Genomic DNA, 15,078 nt, shown 5'->3' with positions numbered 1-15,078 from the left:
CGAAAAATTTTAAACATAAACGTGTTTTTGAAGAAGGCGAAGTCTGACAAGTAGCGAAATGTACGGGAAAGTAAGAATGGACAGCCTTTTGAATGGGGTATTTTGTATTATTTAACGCAAGAATAAACTAAGGTTTGGTGAAATTATGTTGCATAGTAAGATATACAGGGGCGTTTCACTTAGTAAAGTAATACAAGGTTTACTATGGAAACTTGATTATTGGGCTTTTGATCAACAGTCAAGAAAGGCAGTTCGCAATTATTAAAAGTGGTTTTTTAGTTTTTTTAGAAAATCTTCTTTTTACTTAATGCAAGGATAAACAAAGGTTTTTGACATTTTGCTGCATCTTAAGGTAAACAAAGCCGTTTCACTTAGTAAAGTAATACAAAGATCCTAAGACAAAGCTGGTTCTTATTATATATAGTATGGCAGATCATTTTTTAGGTAAGACTTATATAAGGTATGTTGTTGTGCGGTCAAAGAGCTTTGAAATAAAGTAAAGAAGTTTTTATGATCACGATCTGTCATTTCTTAACCGCTTCCCTAGTCGGGATTGAAGCGGCATCCTTTTTCTCAAACGGATCGTAGATAGCCAGGCGAAAAAGATACAGCGGAAAGCACGAATAAGCTCCCCAAAATAAATGCCCCCGAAATCAGAGGCAAAATATTCTATCAGAGATGAATCTGCGTTATGTTTATTGCAAGTTCAGTGATTACTACTTTATCTGTCCTAAACCGGGATCCTATCATTGATATCCATAAAATCTGGCTCCTTTCAAAACAGGATTTTCCAATTCGACAGATTGTAATCCGAATCCGCTATAGTCAGGATCCACTGAATGTTCCAACTGCTTTCTGTGAATTTTTTCATAGGTATCGAAGTCGATGGCTAAACGATCATTCAGATCCTGAAACAAATTCCATTCTGAAACGACTGATTTCCAGTTTTCAGATATTTTACCAGCAAAAACTTTTGACTTCGAACCGCTTCCATAACTCAAAAATCCAATTTCCTGACCGGCCAATTCTTCTTCTTCATTGAATGACACCTGTAATGCTGAAAGCAATGCCATAAAAATAGACGCTGTGTACATATTTCCGATCTCAGATGAAGCTCTCTGTGTTTTTTCGATTTTATCATCAATGAATTTCAGGTAATCTTCAGATTTTGCAACTGCTTTTTTTTCTTCAGCTGTTGAATAGTTAAGCCCGTTTTCTAAACTGTAAATTTCAGTAAAAACCCGTTTTCCATGAAATGCATACGGAAGATGAAAGATCAGGTACCTCCAGTTTTCGTAAGCTTTTTGTTTTCCGGAAATATCTTTATAATGGTCGTAGGCTTCTTTTATCCTGTCTTGGTAACACTGGTTGGAATACTGACCATCGAAAACCGGCTCGTCAGTAAAAACCTCAATTTTATCAGGAAAATTCTCCGGAGCACCGTTTAAATCTTTTTTCATAAAATGTCGCCTCGGTTTGAAAAAATCAAAAACACTCTCAGTGGCAACTCCCCAATCATTTTCAATTTCCAGAAGATCGGGTTTTGCTGAAACCAGTAATGCAACCGAACCGCCTCCCTGCGTATACTCTCCTGAAGATGCCAACTCATATTTTGCATAATCACTTGCAATGACCACAGCTTTTTTATCCTGATTGACCCTTACAAAATCTAATGAATTGTGAAGAGCATCTACTGCACCAATACACGCAAAGGTCATATCTACGACATCACAATTTCTAAAACACCTCTCGCCATACGCTTCTTCCAAAACCTTCTCTACCATCTGCACTGCGTAAGATACGGTAGGTTTTGCAGCATCGACCGCACTTTCTGTCCCCAAATAAATCCGTGATATCTCTCCTGGATTAATCCGGTAATCTTTTATCAATTTCAGCAAAGCCTCTGCTGCAAAGGTTGCTGCATCTTCATGCACATCGGGAACTGCCATTTTGTACAAGCCTAAACCTTTCTGCAATTTGGCAGGTTCAATTCCTCTTTTTTCTCCTAAATCATTAATTTCCAAATACAAAGAAGGTACATAATAGCTTGCTGCCTCAATTCCAAATCCCATAATCTCTTAAATTTTAATCGAATTTATAAAAGATTCAACAAAAAAGATCCATAAATACGATTTTTTTTAACGATATGATAAATTATTAAGCTGACCTTGACAAAGCAACAGATTATATTTACTGAACAGTCCAAAAAAAAGCACCTCTAAAAAGAGATGCCTTAGATCTGTATAAGAACCTTGCCTATTTAAAATTTTCAATCGCTTTATTAATCGCATCAATCTGTGGATTAATACTCGCCGCTTTCTGAGGATTTTGTTTTAACAGTTCCATTTTTTTATCAAGACCCGACTTCAACATTTGGGTAATCATCATTTTCACCTGAGGATTATCTCCCATCTGTCCTTTTGCCTGCCCCAATATTTTGGTAATACTTTCTGTTGCCTTAAGGTTATCTGAACTCATGATCCAGTTATACCCTTCTTCCGCCACTTTCCCCAATTCAGGATTCTGGAATTTTACAAACGGATAAAATGCAACAACCGAAGCAATATTTGCCATCTGTGAAGTCACTTTGTTTTTAACAACAACTGGTAACAACTGGGTAAGCATGTCTTCAGAAGCTCCTTCCAGATCAATTTTATCACCCAGAGCATTCACTTTTGAAGGGTCAATCGCCAGCACTGCTGCCAAAGAATTCCCTTTAACGGAATTCGAAACGGCACTCATTCCTTTTTCGAAAACAGGAAGATATTTTTTATCTTTCGTTTTTGCCAAAGCTGCAATCGCTGCCCCCTGAACCAATGTTTTAGGATCATTCTGTGCTAATTTCTCAACATCAGCTCCCAAAGTTTTAAGCTGTTCTGCGTTTGAGAGGTCCATCAGTTCCAAAGCTTTCATCCGTACTCTGAAATAAGGATCTTTTAAAGCTGCAGATAATAATTTTGTTGCGGCAGGACCTTTTCCTACCTGATCTTTGATAGAATTAAGTGCATTATACCTGCTCTTAAATTCTTTGGATCCCATGAACTGCATAAGATTCTGTTCAGGTGTTTTCGTATCAGTAACCTCAGCAACCAATATTCCGTCTGCATTGATGTTAATCAGATCAGGATTTTTTGAGACATCAAAACTGAATGTATTTTTTGCTGTTGCATTTACCCAGACCTGTTGTCTTTTCGGTTTTCCGTTATCATATACATCGATCGCCAGAGGAAACTCAAACGGAAGTTCCTGAGACTGGCTGACCACCACCGTCACCTGTTTTTTTACAGGTTCAAAAGTGTAGGTATATGTCAATTTCGGATGTCCGCTGCCAAAATACCACTGGTTGAAGAACCAGTTTAAATCTTTTCCTGAAACTTTTTCGAATGATAACCTCAGCTGATGCGCTTCAGCATTTTTGTATTCATAGGTTTTGAGGTAATCATTCATTCCTGCAAAAAATGCTTCGTCTCCCAGATAATTTCTCAGCATGTGAAGAATTCCACCTCCTTTCTGGTAAGTCACCAGATCAAAAACATCTTCCCTTGAAGCATAATCAAATCTTACCAGATCTTTTTTTAAATCTGAAGGATTGTGAATATAATGGTTAACATCTTCCATCTGATGGTAGTCTGCCTGATCTTTACCGTATTTATATTCATTCCACAAGTATTCTGAATAGTTGGCAAATGATTCATTGACCGTCAGGTTACTCCAGCTTTCTGCTGTAACCAAATCACCAAACCAATGATGAAAAAGCTCATGAGCAATGGTGTCTTCCCACTTGTTCTCGTCTATCAGCTGTCCCGGTTTCTGCAAAATATCACTTCCGTGAAGGGTTGCCGTCGTATTTTCCATTGCTCCACTCACATAATCTCTTCCTGAAATCTGTGCATATTTTGACCACGGATAATCATACCCCAATTTTTTTGAGAAAAACTCAATCATTTCAGGCGTATTTCCATAGATCTGCTTTGCATACGGTTCGTATTCTTTTTCAATATAATAATCGACCGCAATATTTTTCCATTTATCTTTTACCACAGCATATTCTCCTACACCCATGAAAAAAAGATACGTGGAATGCCTTTTATCCATCACCCAATGATCCGTCCTTAAGCCGTTCGCTTCTTTCTGGGAATCTTTTAAGAGTCCGTTTGAAAGCGTTACATATTTATCAGGAACAGTCATATAGATTTCCTGAGTTGTTTTCTGAATAGATTTGTCAATGGTTGGAAACCATGCTGATGATGATTCTGTTTCTCCCTGGGTCCAGATCTGTGTCGGTTTATCAGGATCTTTTCCCTGAGCATTAATAAAGTACAGTCCTTTTGCATCGCTAATTGCCATACTTCCTTCCTGTTTTACTTCATTCGGACGGGCGGTATATTTTATGTAGACAGTATAGTCCTGGTTTTTCTGGTATGTTTTGTCCAAAGAAATTTTTAAAACATCATTTTTGTAATCATATTTTAGAGGAGATTTTTTTCCATTATTATCTAAAGCCACTTCATGAATCAACATTCCCTTTGCATCAAGAATCAATTCGTTGGAAGCATAAAAATAGGGTGAAGCTGTTAACCATTCTTCTCCATTCATCTGCTCTTTCTGATAATCGAAACTGACTTTAAGTTTTGTATGTTTGAGTTCTGTTATTTTAGCAGGTGTCGCTCTGTACACTTTTTCTCTGCCTGAAGTTTCTGTTTGTGCAGATACATTTCCGGAAAACAAAGCTCCCAATACTGCAATAGATAAAATGATTTTCTTCATTTCTTTCCTTTTATTTTTTTGAATTATTTTTTGTGATTATTTCGAAAATATCATTTACCAAAGTTTCGTAATCGCCTTTTTTCAGTTGCTCTTTTGTTTTGGCAAAAGCTTTTTTCAGTTCACTTTCAGGATTATCTTCGTCGATGATCTCAATTGAAGCGACTCCTTTTATCTGCAGCAGAATTTGCTTTAAATTCTCAGCATCAACATTTTGTTCTAAAGTAATTTTAATTGATTTCATGTGAAATAAGTAGTATTATATGAGGAATAGTTACAAAAAAAGTGAAGTTTTATCACCCCACTTTTCTATCTCTAATTTAAATTTAGATCGCTACCGGTGCTTTAATTCCCGGATGTGGCTCGTAATTCTCTAAGGTAAAATCTTCAAAATTAAAATCAAAAATATTTTTAATATCAGGATTTAATTTCATGAGAGGAAGTTCCTTTGGCTCTCTTGAAAGCTGTCTGTCGACCTGTTCAAAGTGATTGTTGTAAATATGAACATCTCCAAAACTGTGAATATAATCTCCCACTTCAAGATCACAAACCTGAGCAACCATCATCAATAAAAGCGCATAACTCGCTATATTAAACGGGACACCCAAAAATACGTCTGCACTTCTCTGGTACAGTTGTAAAGATAATTTACCATCAGCTACATAAAACTGAAATAATGCGTGACAGGGCGCCAAAGCCATATTGGGAATTTCAGCAACATTCCATGCAGAAACAATCAATCTTCGTGAGTCCGGATTTTTTTTGATCTGGTCAATTACTTCTGAAATCTGATCTACCACTTTATGATCTGCTCCGTTCCAGCTTCTCCACTGTGCTCCGTACACGGGACCTAAATCTCCGTTTTCATCTGCCCATTCATCCCAGATGCTGACTCCGTTGTCATTTAAATATTTTATATTGGTATCACCTCTCAAAAACCAGAGCAATTCGTAAATGATAGATTTTAAATGCACTTTTTTGGTGGTCACCATCGGAAAACCTTTCGACAAATCATATCTCAGCTGATACCCGAAAACACTTCTCGTACCTGTCCCGGTGCGGTCAGTTTTATCAGTTCCGTTTTCTTTGATATGTTTTAAAAGATCTAAATAATTTTGCATTTTTCAGGGAATTTTCAAATGTCAAATTTAAAGAATCTAAATCAGAAAAAGATTAAAAAAAGCATTCATTTTCATGAATGCCTGAATCATATATTTCGTTAAAATGTATTAAACAGCAGTGTAGCCGCCATCAACAAGATAGTAACCTCCGGTCATGAATGATGATTTCTCTGAACTTAAAAACAATACCAGTTCTGCAACTTCTTCAGATCTTCCTAATCTTCCCATTGGATGTTTGGCAATTAACGCTTCTTTCATATCACCACTCGCACTGTCTAACAACGGAGTTTCAATATATGCCGGACCTACAGAATTACAACGGATGTTTTTCTGTCCGTATTCTGCACCGATATTTTTTGTCAGACCCACAACCGCATGCTTTGCCGCTGTATAAGCCGACGAAAGAGGCGCTGCCACTGTTCCGTGGATCGAGGCTATGTTAACAATGACCCCACCACCATTCTTTTCCATTTGCTCCAATTGATATTTACATCCGTAAAAAACTCCGTCAAGATTTACACTCAAGACTTTTCTCCAGCTGTCCAGACCATAGTCACCCGTCAGTTTCTGCTCACCTCCAATTCCTGCATTGTTACAGGCAATATCCAATTTCCCGTATATTTCTACGGTTGACTTAACCAAAGTTTCAACCTGCTCTGCATCGGAGGTATCTGCTTTCACAAAAGAAGCTTCTCCACCTTCTGATTTTATTTTTTCCACAGCCTGATTCCCGTGCTCTTCATTGATGTCTGAAACAATTACTTTAGCACCCTCTTTAGCATAAGACTGAGCGATCGCCAATCCTATTCCTGAACCTGCTCCGGTAACAAGAGCTACTTTATTGTCTAAAATTCCCATATTAATAAATTTTTGTTATTATTTATATCCTAAATTTACGACAATCAATTTTAGATTCAATTTGAAGCAATGGTAAATTTTTCTTAAATTTTTCACCAGACTATGCTGACAGAAACTTCTTTTGTATTCCCTTTGATCAATTTCAGCTTTCCATATTTATCTTTATCGAATACTGTATCATTCCAATACTCTAAATAGACAGATCCAAATCTGGTCAGTTTTCTATAATTCGCTGACCCGACTATTTCTCTTAAACGAAAATCAATTAAGACAGAACCTACAGATTTTAATTTACCCAACCTACTGTCATCGACAATGCTGCTTTCCCAATAATCAATCTGAAGATCTCCAATCTTTTTTACTTTACCATATTTTTCTTTATCAAAAGAATCATAATATTCTATTGTAACGGTTCCGATATTCTTAATCTTCCCATATCTCAGATCACTTTTATCCAGAACATCCCAATAGTCAATTTTCAGATTTGCGATCGTTTTTAACTTTGCAAACCGGTAAGCTTCAAAATTTGAGTCATAATAGTCAACTGCTCCATCTGAATCAACCGGCTGAAATCCTGAAATTCTCCCATTATTACTAAGCTTAATAATAATTTTGCCAATATTGATATCAACAGATTGTAAATCATAGTTATCAGATGAAATATTAGCTTTAATCTGCCCCTGAACCAAAGAATGAACAATTAAAAACAGGACTGGCAGAAAATTTCTCAAATTCCTCATATTCAGATTATTTCTTTTATTTTCTGATTGATATTATTAATGGTAAAAACCTCTCTGGCTTTTTTACCAAACATGGCTTTTGCCAAAGGAGATTCGCTGGAGATGGTCATTATTTTTTTATCCTCAAAAACAATTTCACCCACCGAAACTGAAATAAAAAAAAATCCCTTATCGGTCTGCACCAGAGCTCCGTTCTGAACTTTTGTGCAGACATCTGTATTGAGTTTCTGCAGAAAATTCTGTTGGTTAAGAGATTCATTCAGTTGTCTCTGAATATTGTTGATCTCCTGCTGCAGCATTTCACGTCCCGTCTCATATTTGTCGCCCATTGAGCTTTTGGTATCATTACTTGAAGCACGGGTTTCAGCAATAAGATTTTCGAAGGTCTGAATTTTTGCTGCAATTTTATTTTTTACTATTGATACTATCTGAATTTTATCCATTCATAATTTTTTTATTCTTAACCCTGCCAGCGTTTTTAGTTACTAATCTTTTAAAATTCTAAATGTAAGTAATTATACTTTTTATGATAATACATTTGAAATTTATTCATTTCATTTTTTATTACGCTACTCATAACCCTGCCAGCGTTTGAAACGCTGGCAGGGTTTTTAAAATGGAAATATTTACTTTATTTTTCAAAAACAGCAAAATCAGAAACTTTAAAATTAAAGTCTTTTCCTACGCTGAAATCTCTGTTCTTTCCATCAAAAACATTTTTGAAAGTTCCGTTAAAGTTATCATCCGTAACAGTAAAATTCACAGGTTCTTTAGAAAAATTCAATACGACCAACACTTCGTTTTTACCATTTTTTCTTATATAAGCCAGAATCTTATCATTAGCAGTTGTATTGAGAAGATACGTTGCAACAGCAGAATCTCCGCCGCGTAAAGCAGGATTTGAGGATTTTAAATTCAGGAGGGTTTTATAAAAATCTGCCATTTCATATTTTCCGTTCCAATCGATGACATCTTTTTCAAAGAATTCAAGTCTTTTTAAATTCGGAAGTTCCTGACCCGAATACAGAAGCGGAATACCGTTCCAGGTAGCAGAAAATACAGCCATTGGTTTAGTAATATCTCCATACTTTTCAAATTCGGTTCCGTTCCACGAATTTTCGTCATGGTTGGTTGTAAACCATGCTCTCATCGAAGAATCTCCGATAGCAGAATATTTTTTAAGCAGGTCTGTCAATTCACTGATAGGCTCGTTTTTACTGTAGTAATCAGCAGATTTATGCATCCACTTCCAGGAATAGCTGGCATCGAAAACCTTACCATAGTCAGGATTTTCAAGTTCATCATATTCTCCTATGAAGAATAGGGGTTTGAGTTTTTCGACTTCAGGTCTTGCCTCTTCCCAGAAATCAACTTCTACCCAGGATGCAAGGTCACATCTGAAACCATCGATATTGGTCTCCTTCACCCAAAATTTCATGGCATCGATCATTGCTGTTCTCATCTCTTTATTCCTGTAATCAAGTTCAATGATATCGTCCATTCCTGAAGCTTTATGAAAACTTCCGTCGGGATCCTTCAAATAAAAATCAGGATGTGTTTTTGTCCATATATGATCCCATCCCGTGTGATTGGCTACCCAGTCAATAATTACTTTAAAACCTAATCGGTGAGCCTCATTGACCAGGTGTTTAAAATCATTCATCGTTCCGAATTCCGGATTGATTGATGTATAATCTGCAGCTGCATACTGGCTTCCTAAACTTCCTTTTTTATTAAGCTGGGCAATCGGTGTGACCGGCATAAACCAAAGGGTTTTCACTCCCATATTTTTGAGACGGGGCATTTCTTTTTCAAAGGCCTTAAAAGTACCTTCCTGACTATATTGTCTTAGATTGACTTCGTAGATATTGGTGGTGTGTTTCCATTCCGTAGGTAAATCCATATTTTTTCTGATATTTTGAGTAGTGCAGGACAACAGTCCCAGACCAATCGTTGTGAGTAAAACTGCTTTCCTCATAGGGTTAATTTTAACAAAAGTAACGATTTGCAGATTTAATCTGAAACATTTAAAGTGAATAATATTTCAATTTGTGGATTAGTGGGATGAGAATAGAGATGAAAAACGTTGATTGGATTAAATAATTCATATAACTAAAAATCCCTCAGCCGAAGCTTAGGGATTCTGTTAAATTACTGTTTAATTGATTTTTCTGAGTGTAAAATTTCCATTACCTGGATAAAGTATTTTTAAGGATTCTGATCATATCCCGCCACCTGAATTTGAGATAATGGTATTTGATATAAATAATCGTTGGTTGTAATGGTAAAATTATAGTTAAGGTTTGCTGCAGCCTGGTTGATAACCGCCACACCGGTATTCCAACGTACCAAATCATGCCAGTAAACTCCTTCGCCTGCAAATTCCACTCTTCTTTCTTTTCTGAGTGCTGTGGTAAAGTCAGCTGCTGACAGTGATGTGGAAACCGGAGTGAGACCTGCTCTCTGACGGATCCTGTTTAAGTAAGGAACTGCAGCAGCTGTATTCCCCTCGTTATTCAAAATTTCTGCATACATTAAAAGTACATCCGCATACCGTATAACCGGAAAGTTAATTGGCCAGTCATAACGGTTGGTAATCACCAATCCTTTTTCACGAAACTTCACGAAAAAATTGGCATTATCCGGCTGTCCGTTTTGCGCTATGAAACTTGTTTTAACGGTCAAAGGCAATCTCAGGTCTCCTGGTTCGTAGGTATTAATCAGTGATTGAGAAACTCCTAATTCAGAAGAACTGTACAAGCTTCCCTGCGGATTGTAAAAAGGATCACTGACTCCAAAATTAGGTGAAACGTAACTCGGTAAATAAGACCCTTGGGAAAGTCCTCCACTGATATGCTGAATTTCAAAAACATGGTATTTATTGTCGTTGGCACTTTTAAACAAATCTGCATAATTAGGGGCGAACGTAACGAACTGGCCTTCTCCCTGAATGACTGTAAATAAATGGTCCTTTGCCTTCGCAACATATGAGCTGTTATTTAACGGATATCCTGATCCTGTAAGATAAATCCTTCCCAATAATGCATGGGCTGCAGATTTTGTGACTCTTCCTTTATTCGCTGCATCATATACATTCTTTAATCCTGCTACCGATGCTTCAATCTCCGAAGTGATAAAAGTATAAAGCAGTGCCAGATCTGTACGCGGTATTTTAGCCGCTTCTTCGGGACTTACAGGTTTATCGATTAAAGGAACTTTTCCAAAACTGCGCATCAGCTCAAAATAGGCATATGCTCTTAAAAACTTTGCTTCAGAACGGTACTGTTCCCTTATCGCAGGATCTGCAAATGGAACTGCATCGATTCTTGAAAGAAAGGTATTGGCATAAGAGATCTGTTGATACGCATCTTCCCAAAGAATTCCCATCTCATCTGTGGAAGAGGTGTCCTGAAAATGGTTAATGGCATAATAATCCCTGTTACCGTTCTGGGAAATTGCATTGAAGTTATTGGAACGCACTTCTGATGCCAACAAATAAAAATTAACATCATAACCTCCTCTGGATGAAGCGTTCACCATAGCAGAGTAAACTCCGGACAATGCCTGGCTGATTTGCAGTTCAGTCGTATAAAAGGAGTTTTGTGTTATATTATTTTCAGGTTCAAGCATCAGATCATCTTCGCAGCTGAGCATTCCCAGCATCACAGTTCCACAGATCAATGCTTTTGTAACAGATTTTATATTTAATGATAAAAGGAACGTATTTATTGTAGTAATTTTCATTTTTCTTAAAATTTAAAAGTTAAAGTTTAAACCCATCATATATACCTTGGCATTAGGATAGGCTCCATAATCGGTACCGTCTGACTGCACGGATTCAGGATTATAACCACCATAATAATGGTCTTTTCTCCAGACATTTTCTAAACTGACGTATACTCTCAGATTAGAAATTTTCAGTTTGCTCACTAAATCCTGCTCAAAGTTGTATCCCAGCGTCACATTTTTTAACTGGATATAGGTAGCATCATAAAGCCATCTTGTGTCTAAAAGACTTCCTGTTGTGCCGTCGAGTCTCGGTGTTTTTCCATCTCCTGGATCTGCATCAGAACGCCATCTGTTTGCCCAGTTCCCCATCACATTGGTTGTTGTCCCCATGCTTGTACGGTCAATTGCACGACCAAGCAGTGCATAACTGTACCCACCTTTCTGTCCCTGGAAAAACACAGAAAGGTCAAAGCCTCTGTATGAAAATGTATTGGTAAAACCCCAGTAGTAATCAGGGGTAGGACTTCCAATGATATGACGGTCATTTTCGTTGATCACCCCATCGCCATTAACATCTTTATATTTGACATCTCCCGCAATGGCACCTTTTGTTTTGGCAACTCCTGTATTGGTAAGATCCGCTGTAGAAAGCACTCCAATCGCTTCATATAAATAGAATGAATTAAGCTCTTCTCCTACTTTAATAATGTTGGTGCTGCTGCTAAAACCTGTATAGATCGGTGCATTATCGCTACCCAACTGTAATACTTTATTATTATTGAAGGCAATATTCGCTGAGGTATTCCATTTAAATGCTCCCGTTAAATTTTTTGTGCTTAAGTCAAATTCAAGGCCTTTATTCTGAACAGATCCTACATTCTTCCACATGACATTAAATCCTGTAACATAAGGTATAGGCTGCTGCAGAAGAAGATCATTGGTTTTTTTAATATAGTAATCTGCTGTGAAATCAATTCTGTTGAAGAGTCCCAATTCAAATCCAAAATCTGAAGACCTGGTTTTTTCCCATGTTAAATCAGGATTGGGAATTGTGTTTGGGATTAATCCGTTCGATAAATTTCCGCCAAATGAATAATTACCACCTGAAAGTGTTCCAAATGCCCTGTAATCCCCAATTGAATTATTTCCGTTTTCTCCCCAGCTGTATCTTAATTTTAAGTTGCTTAGCCAGCTTTTGTCTTTTAAAAATTCTTCTTCATCAATTTTCCATGCCCCTCCGAATGCAGCAAAAGTTCCCCAGAGATTGTTCCAGCCAAATCTTGAAGAACCATCTCTACGGATACTTGCAGACAGCATATATTTCTTTTTGTAATCATAATTTACACGTCCGAAATAGGAAAGTAACATCCACTCTGAAGCGGTGTATTCTGAATTCAGAACTGAAGCAGACTGTGTGAAGTTAAATGTTTTCAGATCATCATTGGGAAATCCTTTATTCCTGTTATATTGACTGGTGGTTCTGTAATTTTCTGCGCTGTATCCGGCAATAGCATTAATATTGTGATCCCCAAAAGATTTCTTATAAGATAATAATGCTTCTCCCAGATACCGGTTATAATTTACCGTTCTCCGACTGGCTATACTTACCTGCCCGGGAATATTGGTAATTAAATTAAAAGTGGGAGTATATCCGTTGTTAAGATTAAAGTTATTGGTGGCACCCCCGGAAATTTTCAAATTCAGACTTGGCAGAATGTCATATGACATATACAAACTGGACAATAATCTAAACTCATTGGTATTATTTGTTGTATTCTCTAAAACACCAATCGGACTTTGGGAAGAACTTGCCCACCTATACCGGTCATTTTTCCAAAAATTGGTATAGACACCGGCTGACAATTCAGCAACAGGAACCATGGAAAGCATTTTGTGGGCTTCATTGTCTTTTCCGTCAACAGCAGCTCCGTAACTTTGGGAATAGCTGGGTCTCAGGGTAACTCCTGCTTTCCATTTATCTGATATATTTACATCAATCGCTGCACTTAAATTAAACCTGTTGAACCCTGTGTTAAGAGCTAAGCCTTCCTGATCAAAATAAGCAGCTGAAATTGCATACTTCACATTTTTGCTTCCACCACGTACTGCCAATTGATAATTCTGAATCGATGCCGGGCGGTAAAATGCATCCTGCCAGTCAATATTGGCCACCTGATCGGTTCCCCATCGCGGATCAACCATAGAGTTGACATTGGCCAGATTGTAATTGGTTGTATTGGCTAAATTAAAATAATTAGCTCTCACGGCGTAGCTGTCTGAGGCTGAATGACCAGGCGCCAGAGCTACCCAGTTTTTATTGATAGATTCGGTAGCGTAGTCAATCCACTCTGAACTTGTCATGATATCCAGTTTTTTTTCAATTGTCTGGACACCGTAATATTGCGAGAAGGTGAATGACGGCTTTCCTGACATTCCTTTTTTTGTGGTAACGATCACGACACCGTTAGAACCTCGTGATCCGTACATTGCAGTAGATGCTGCATCTTTGAGCACTTCAATCGATTGCACATCGTCCGGCGAAACGTTTGCCATATCGTCTACAACCATTCCATCCACTACATAAAGCGGTGAGTTACTTGCAGAAATAGAAGCTGTACCACGAACTCTTATTTCTAATGGCTCTCCGGGTTTTCCGGATGCGGCACGTGTTTTGACACCGGCGATCTGCCCTGTTAATGCCTGATCAACTCTCGAAATAGGACGGTCTTTGAAACTTTCAGCACCGACTCTTCCAACGGAACCGGTAACTTCACCTCTTTTCTGTGTACCGTAAGCAATGATGACGACTTCTTCAATATCTTTAGTTTTACTGTTGGGATCAGCCCGCAAACTATCCTGATCTTTTGGTGTGCCGGCAGTTTGCTTTTCCTGTGCGAAGATAAGGCCGGTGGTACTCAATAAAATACCCAGGGTTATTATTGATTTCTTCATTCTGTGATTGGTGATTGTGATTTATGATTACTTTATACTTTCATTTAAATTAGAAGACAAGAAGAGATGGTCTTAAAGACATGATTTTTCTCATATTTTAATTTTTATAAAAGTATACTTATCGCGAATTTCTGCTATCCTGCGGTTACCTGCTCATTTCTCTCGGAATAGAATTATGGTAATTCATCTGTTACTGCAATATTTTTAAGGTGATCATTTTTCAGAATGCGGAGAAAATTCTAAGAAAATTCGATTCATTAAAAAAGTATCCTTATAACAAATTGTTTAGTGCTGAAATAGTTCTGTGACTGCTTTCATTCTTTTTTATTTTTAAACATAAAAAAACCTGCAGCTTTACAGCTGCAGGTTAATCTTATTAGAATTTTAGTAATTACTTAAAAACTACCCATTTTTATTTTTTGATAAATTTAAATGTTTTTACGTAATCTTTAGTAAATACCTGAATAACATAAACTCCCTGAACAAAAGAGCTCACATTAATTCCTCTATCTCCATTTGACATTACCTTTTCTGTAACTTTTCTACCATCTGCAGAGAATATAATTAATTTAATAATTTTTTCTTCTCCACTTACTTTAAGAATATCCATTACAGGATTAGGGTAAATCTGCATATCAGAATCAGCACTTGCTACATTGACAACACCTAAACTTGCGTTGTATGCAAGAACAGCTAATGAAGCAGTAGACTCACAACCACCTAAGGTCTGTGTAGCATAATACGTTGTATTATTCACTATCGGAGTTGTTATTGCCAGACTGCCTGTATGATTTGCAGCATTTGCAGCAGAAGCATACCATTTGATGTTTTGTCCGTTAACCACCAGGACACTTAGTGTATTTCCGGCATTAAAACTCTGAACTGCAGCGCCTGTAGGGGCTCCGATTACAGCA

At 37.3% G+C, this 15,078-nt stretch carries 11 protein-coding genes; all 11 read right to left on the bottom strand.

The genetic code is table 11. The annotated features are described in order from the left end of the window. Nucleotides 1–746: 746 nt before the first annotated feature. Nucleotides 747–2,072 carry a hydroxymethylglutaryl-CoA synthase family protein gene (locus tag AC2A07_RS19310; RefSeq protein ID WP_484051742.1) on the bottom strand — a complete coding sequence of 442 codons (1,326 nt, stop codon included), beginning with the start codon at nt 2,070–2,072 and terminating at the stop codon, nt 747–749. A gap of 184 nt (nt 2,073–2,256) precedes the next feature. Beyond that, nucleotides 2,257–4,767 (bottom strand): M1 family metallopeptidase, encoded by a 2,511-nt coding sequence (locus AC2A07_RS19305; protein WP_484051741.1) that lies wholly within the window; start codon nt 4,765–4,767, stop codon nt 2,257–2,259. A gap of 10 nt (nt 4,768–4,777) precedes the next feature. Next, nucleotides 4,778–5,008, bottom strand: a complete 231-nt coding sequence (locus AC2A07_RS19300) for a hypothetical protein (RefSeq protein ID WP_314499879.1) — start codon at nt 5,006–5,008, stop codon at nt 4,778–4,780. An 82-nt stretch (nt 5,009–5,090) separates the two neighbouring features. Then, nucleotides 5,091–5,885 (bottom strand): thymidylate synthase, encoded by a 795-nt coding sequence (locus AC2A07_RS19295; protein ID WP_484051740.1) that lies wholly within the window; start codon nt 5,883–5,885, stop codon nt 5,091–5,093. 108 nt (nt 5,886–5,993) lie between these two features. Then, nucleotides 5,994–6,743, bottom strand: coding sequence for an SDR family NAD(P)-dependent oxidoreductase (locus AC2A07_RS19290; RefSeq protein WP_484051739.1), 750 nt, complete (start codon nt 6,741–6,743; stop codon nt 5,994–5,996). Nucleotides 6,744–6,835: 92 nt separating this feature from the next. Beyond that, nucleotides 6,836–7,483 (bottom strand): hypothetical protein, encoded by a 648-nt coding sequence (locus AC2A07_RS19285; RefSeq protein WP_484051738.1) that lies wholly within the window; start codon nt 7,481–7,483, stop codon nt 6,836–6,838. Between the two features lie 2 nt (nt 7,484–7,485). Next, the gene (locus tag AC2A07_RS19280) at nt 7,486–7,926 is read right to left on the bottom strand and encodes a hypothetical protein (RefSeq protein WP_484051737.1); all 441 of its coding nucleotides are present in this window, start codon (nt 7,924–7,926) and stop codon (nt 7,486–7,488) included. A 188-nt stretch (nt 7,927–8,114) separates the two neighbouring features. Beyond that, entirely contained in the window at nt 8,115–9,461 is a 1,347-nt protein-coding gene (locus tag AC2A07_RS19275) for an alpha-amylase family glycosyl hydrolase (RefSeq protein ID WP_484051736.1), read from the bottom strand. 230 nt (nt 9,462–9,691) lie between these two features. Beyond that, nucleotides 9,692–11,227, bottom strand: coding sequence for a RagB/SusD family nutrient uptake outer membrane protein (locus tag AC2A07_RS19270; protein ID WP_484051735.1), 1,536 nt, complete (start codon nt 11,225–11,227; stop codon nt 9,692–9,694). A gap of 12 nt (nt 11,228–11,239) precedes the next feature. Beyond that, complete coding sequence (locus AC2A07_RS19265; protein WP_484051734.1) at nt 11,240–14,164, bottom strand: SusC/RagA family TonB-linked outer membrane protein; 2,925 nt, start codon at nt 14,162–14,164, stop codon at nt 11,240–11,242. A 412-nt stretch (nt 14,165–14,576) separates the two neighbouring features. Then, on the bottom strand, nt 14,577–15,078 hold a 502-nt coding region (locus tag AC2A07_RS19260; protein WP_484051733.1), incomplete at its 5' end, for a T9SS type A sorting domain-containing protein.

The sequence above is a fragment of the Chryseobacterium sp. HNCC26DJ238 genome, assembly GCF_057180465.1.
Note: the sequence above shows the minus strand (reverse complement) of the source record. Positions and strands in the feature narration are given on the sequence as shown.

Bases quoted from the DNA above. Each gene is read 5' to 3' on its own strand.
- AC2A07_RS19295 (WP_484051740.1), bottom strand. From the start codon at position 5,885: ATGCAAAATTATTTAGATCTTTTAAAACATATCAAAGAAAACGGAACT.
- AC2A07_RS19300 (WP_314499879.1), bottom strand. From the start codon at position 5,008: ATGAAATCAATTAAAATTACTTTAGAACAAAATGTTGATGCTGAGAAT.
- AC2A07_RS19270 (WP_484051735.1), bottom strand. From the start codon at position 11,227: ATGAAAATTACTACAATAAATACGTTCCTTTTATCATTAAATATAAAA.
- AC2A07_RS19280 (WP_484051737.1), bottom strand. From the start codon at position 7,926: ATGGATAAAATTCAGATAGTATCAATAGTAAAAAATAAAATTGCAGCA.
- AC2A07_RS19305 (WP_484051741.1), bottom strand. From the start codon at position 4,767: ATGAAGAAAATCATTTTATCTATTGCAGTATTGGGAGCTTTGTTTTCC.
- AC2A07_RS19290 (WP_484051739.1), bottom strand. From the start codon at position 6,743: ATGGGAATTTTAGACAATAAAGTAGCTCTTGTTACCGGAGCAGGTTCA.
- AC2A07_RS19275 (WP_484051736.1), bottom strand. From the start codon at position 9,461: ATGAGGAAAGCAGTTTTACTCACAACGATTGGTCTGGGACTGTTGTCC.
- AC2A07_RS19265 (WP_484051734.1), bottom strand. From the start codon at position 14,164: ATGAAGAAATCAATAATAACCCTGGGTATTTTATTGAGTACCACCGGC.
- AC2A07_RS19310 (WP_484051742.1), bottom strand. From the start codon at position 2,072: ATGGGATTTGGAATTGAGGCAGCAAGCTATTATGTACCTTCTTTGTAT.
- AC2A07_RS19285 (WP_484051738.1), bottom strand. From the start codon at position 7,483: ATGAGGAATTTGAGAAATTTTCTGCCAGTCCTGTTTTTAATTGTTCAT.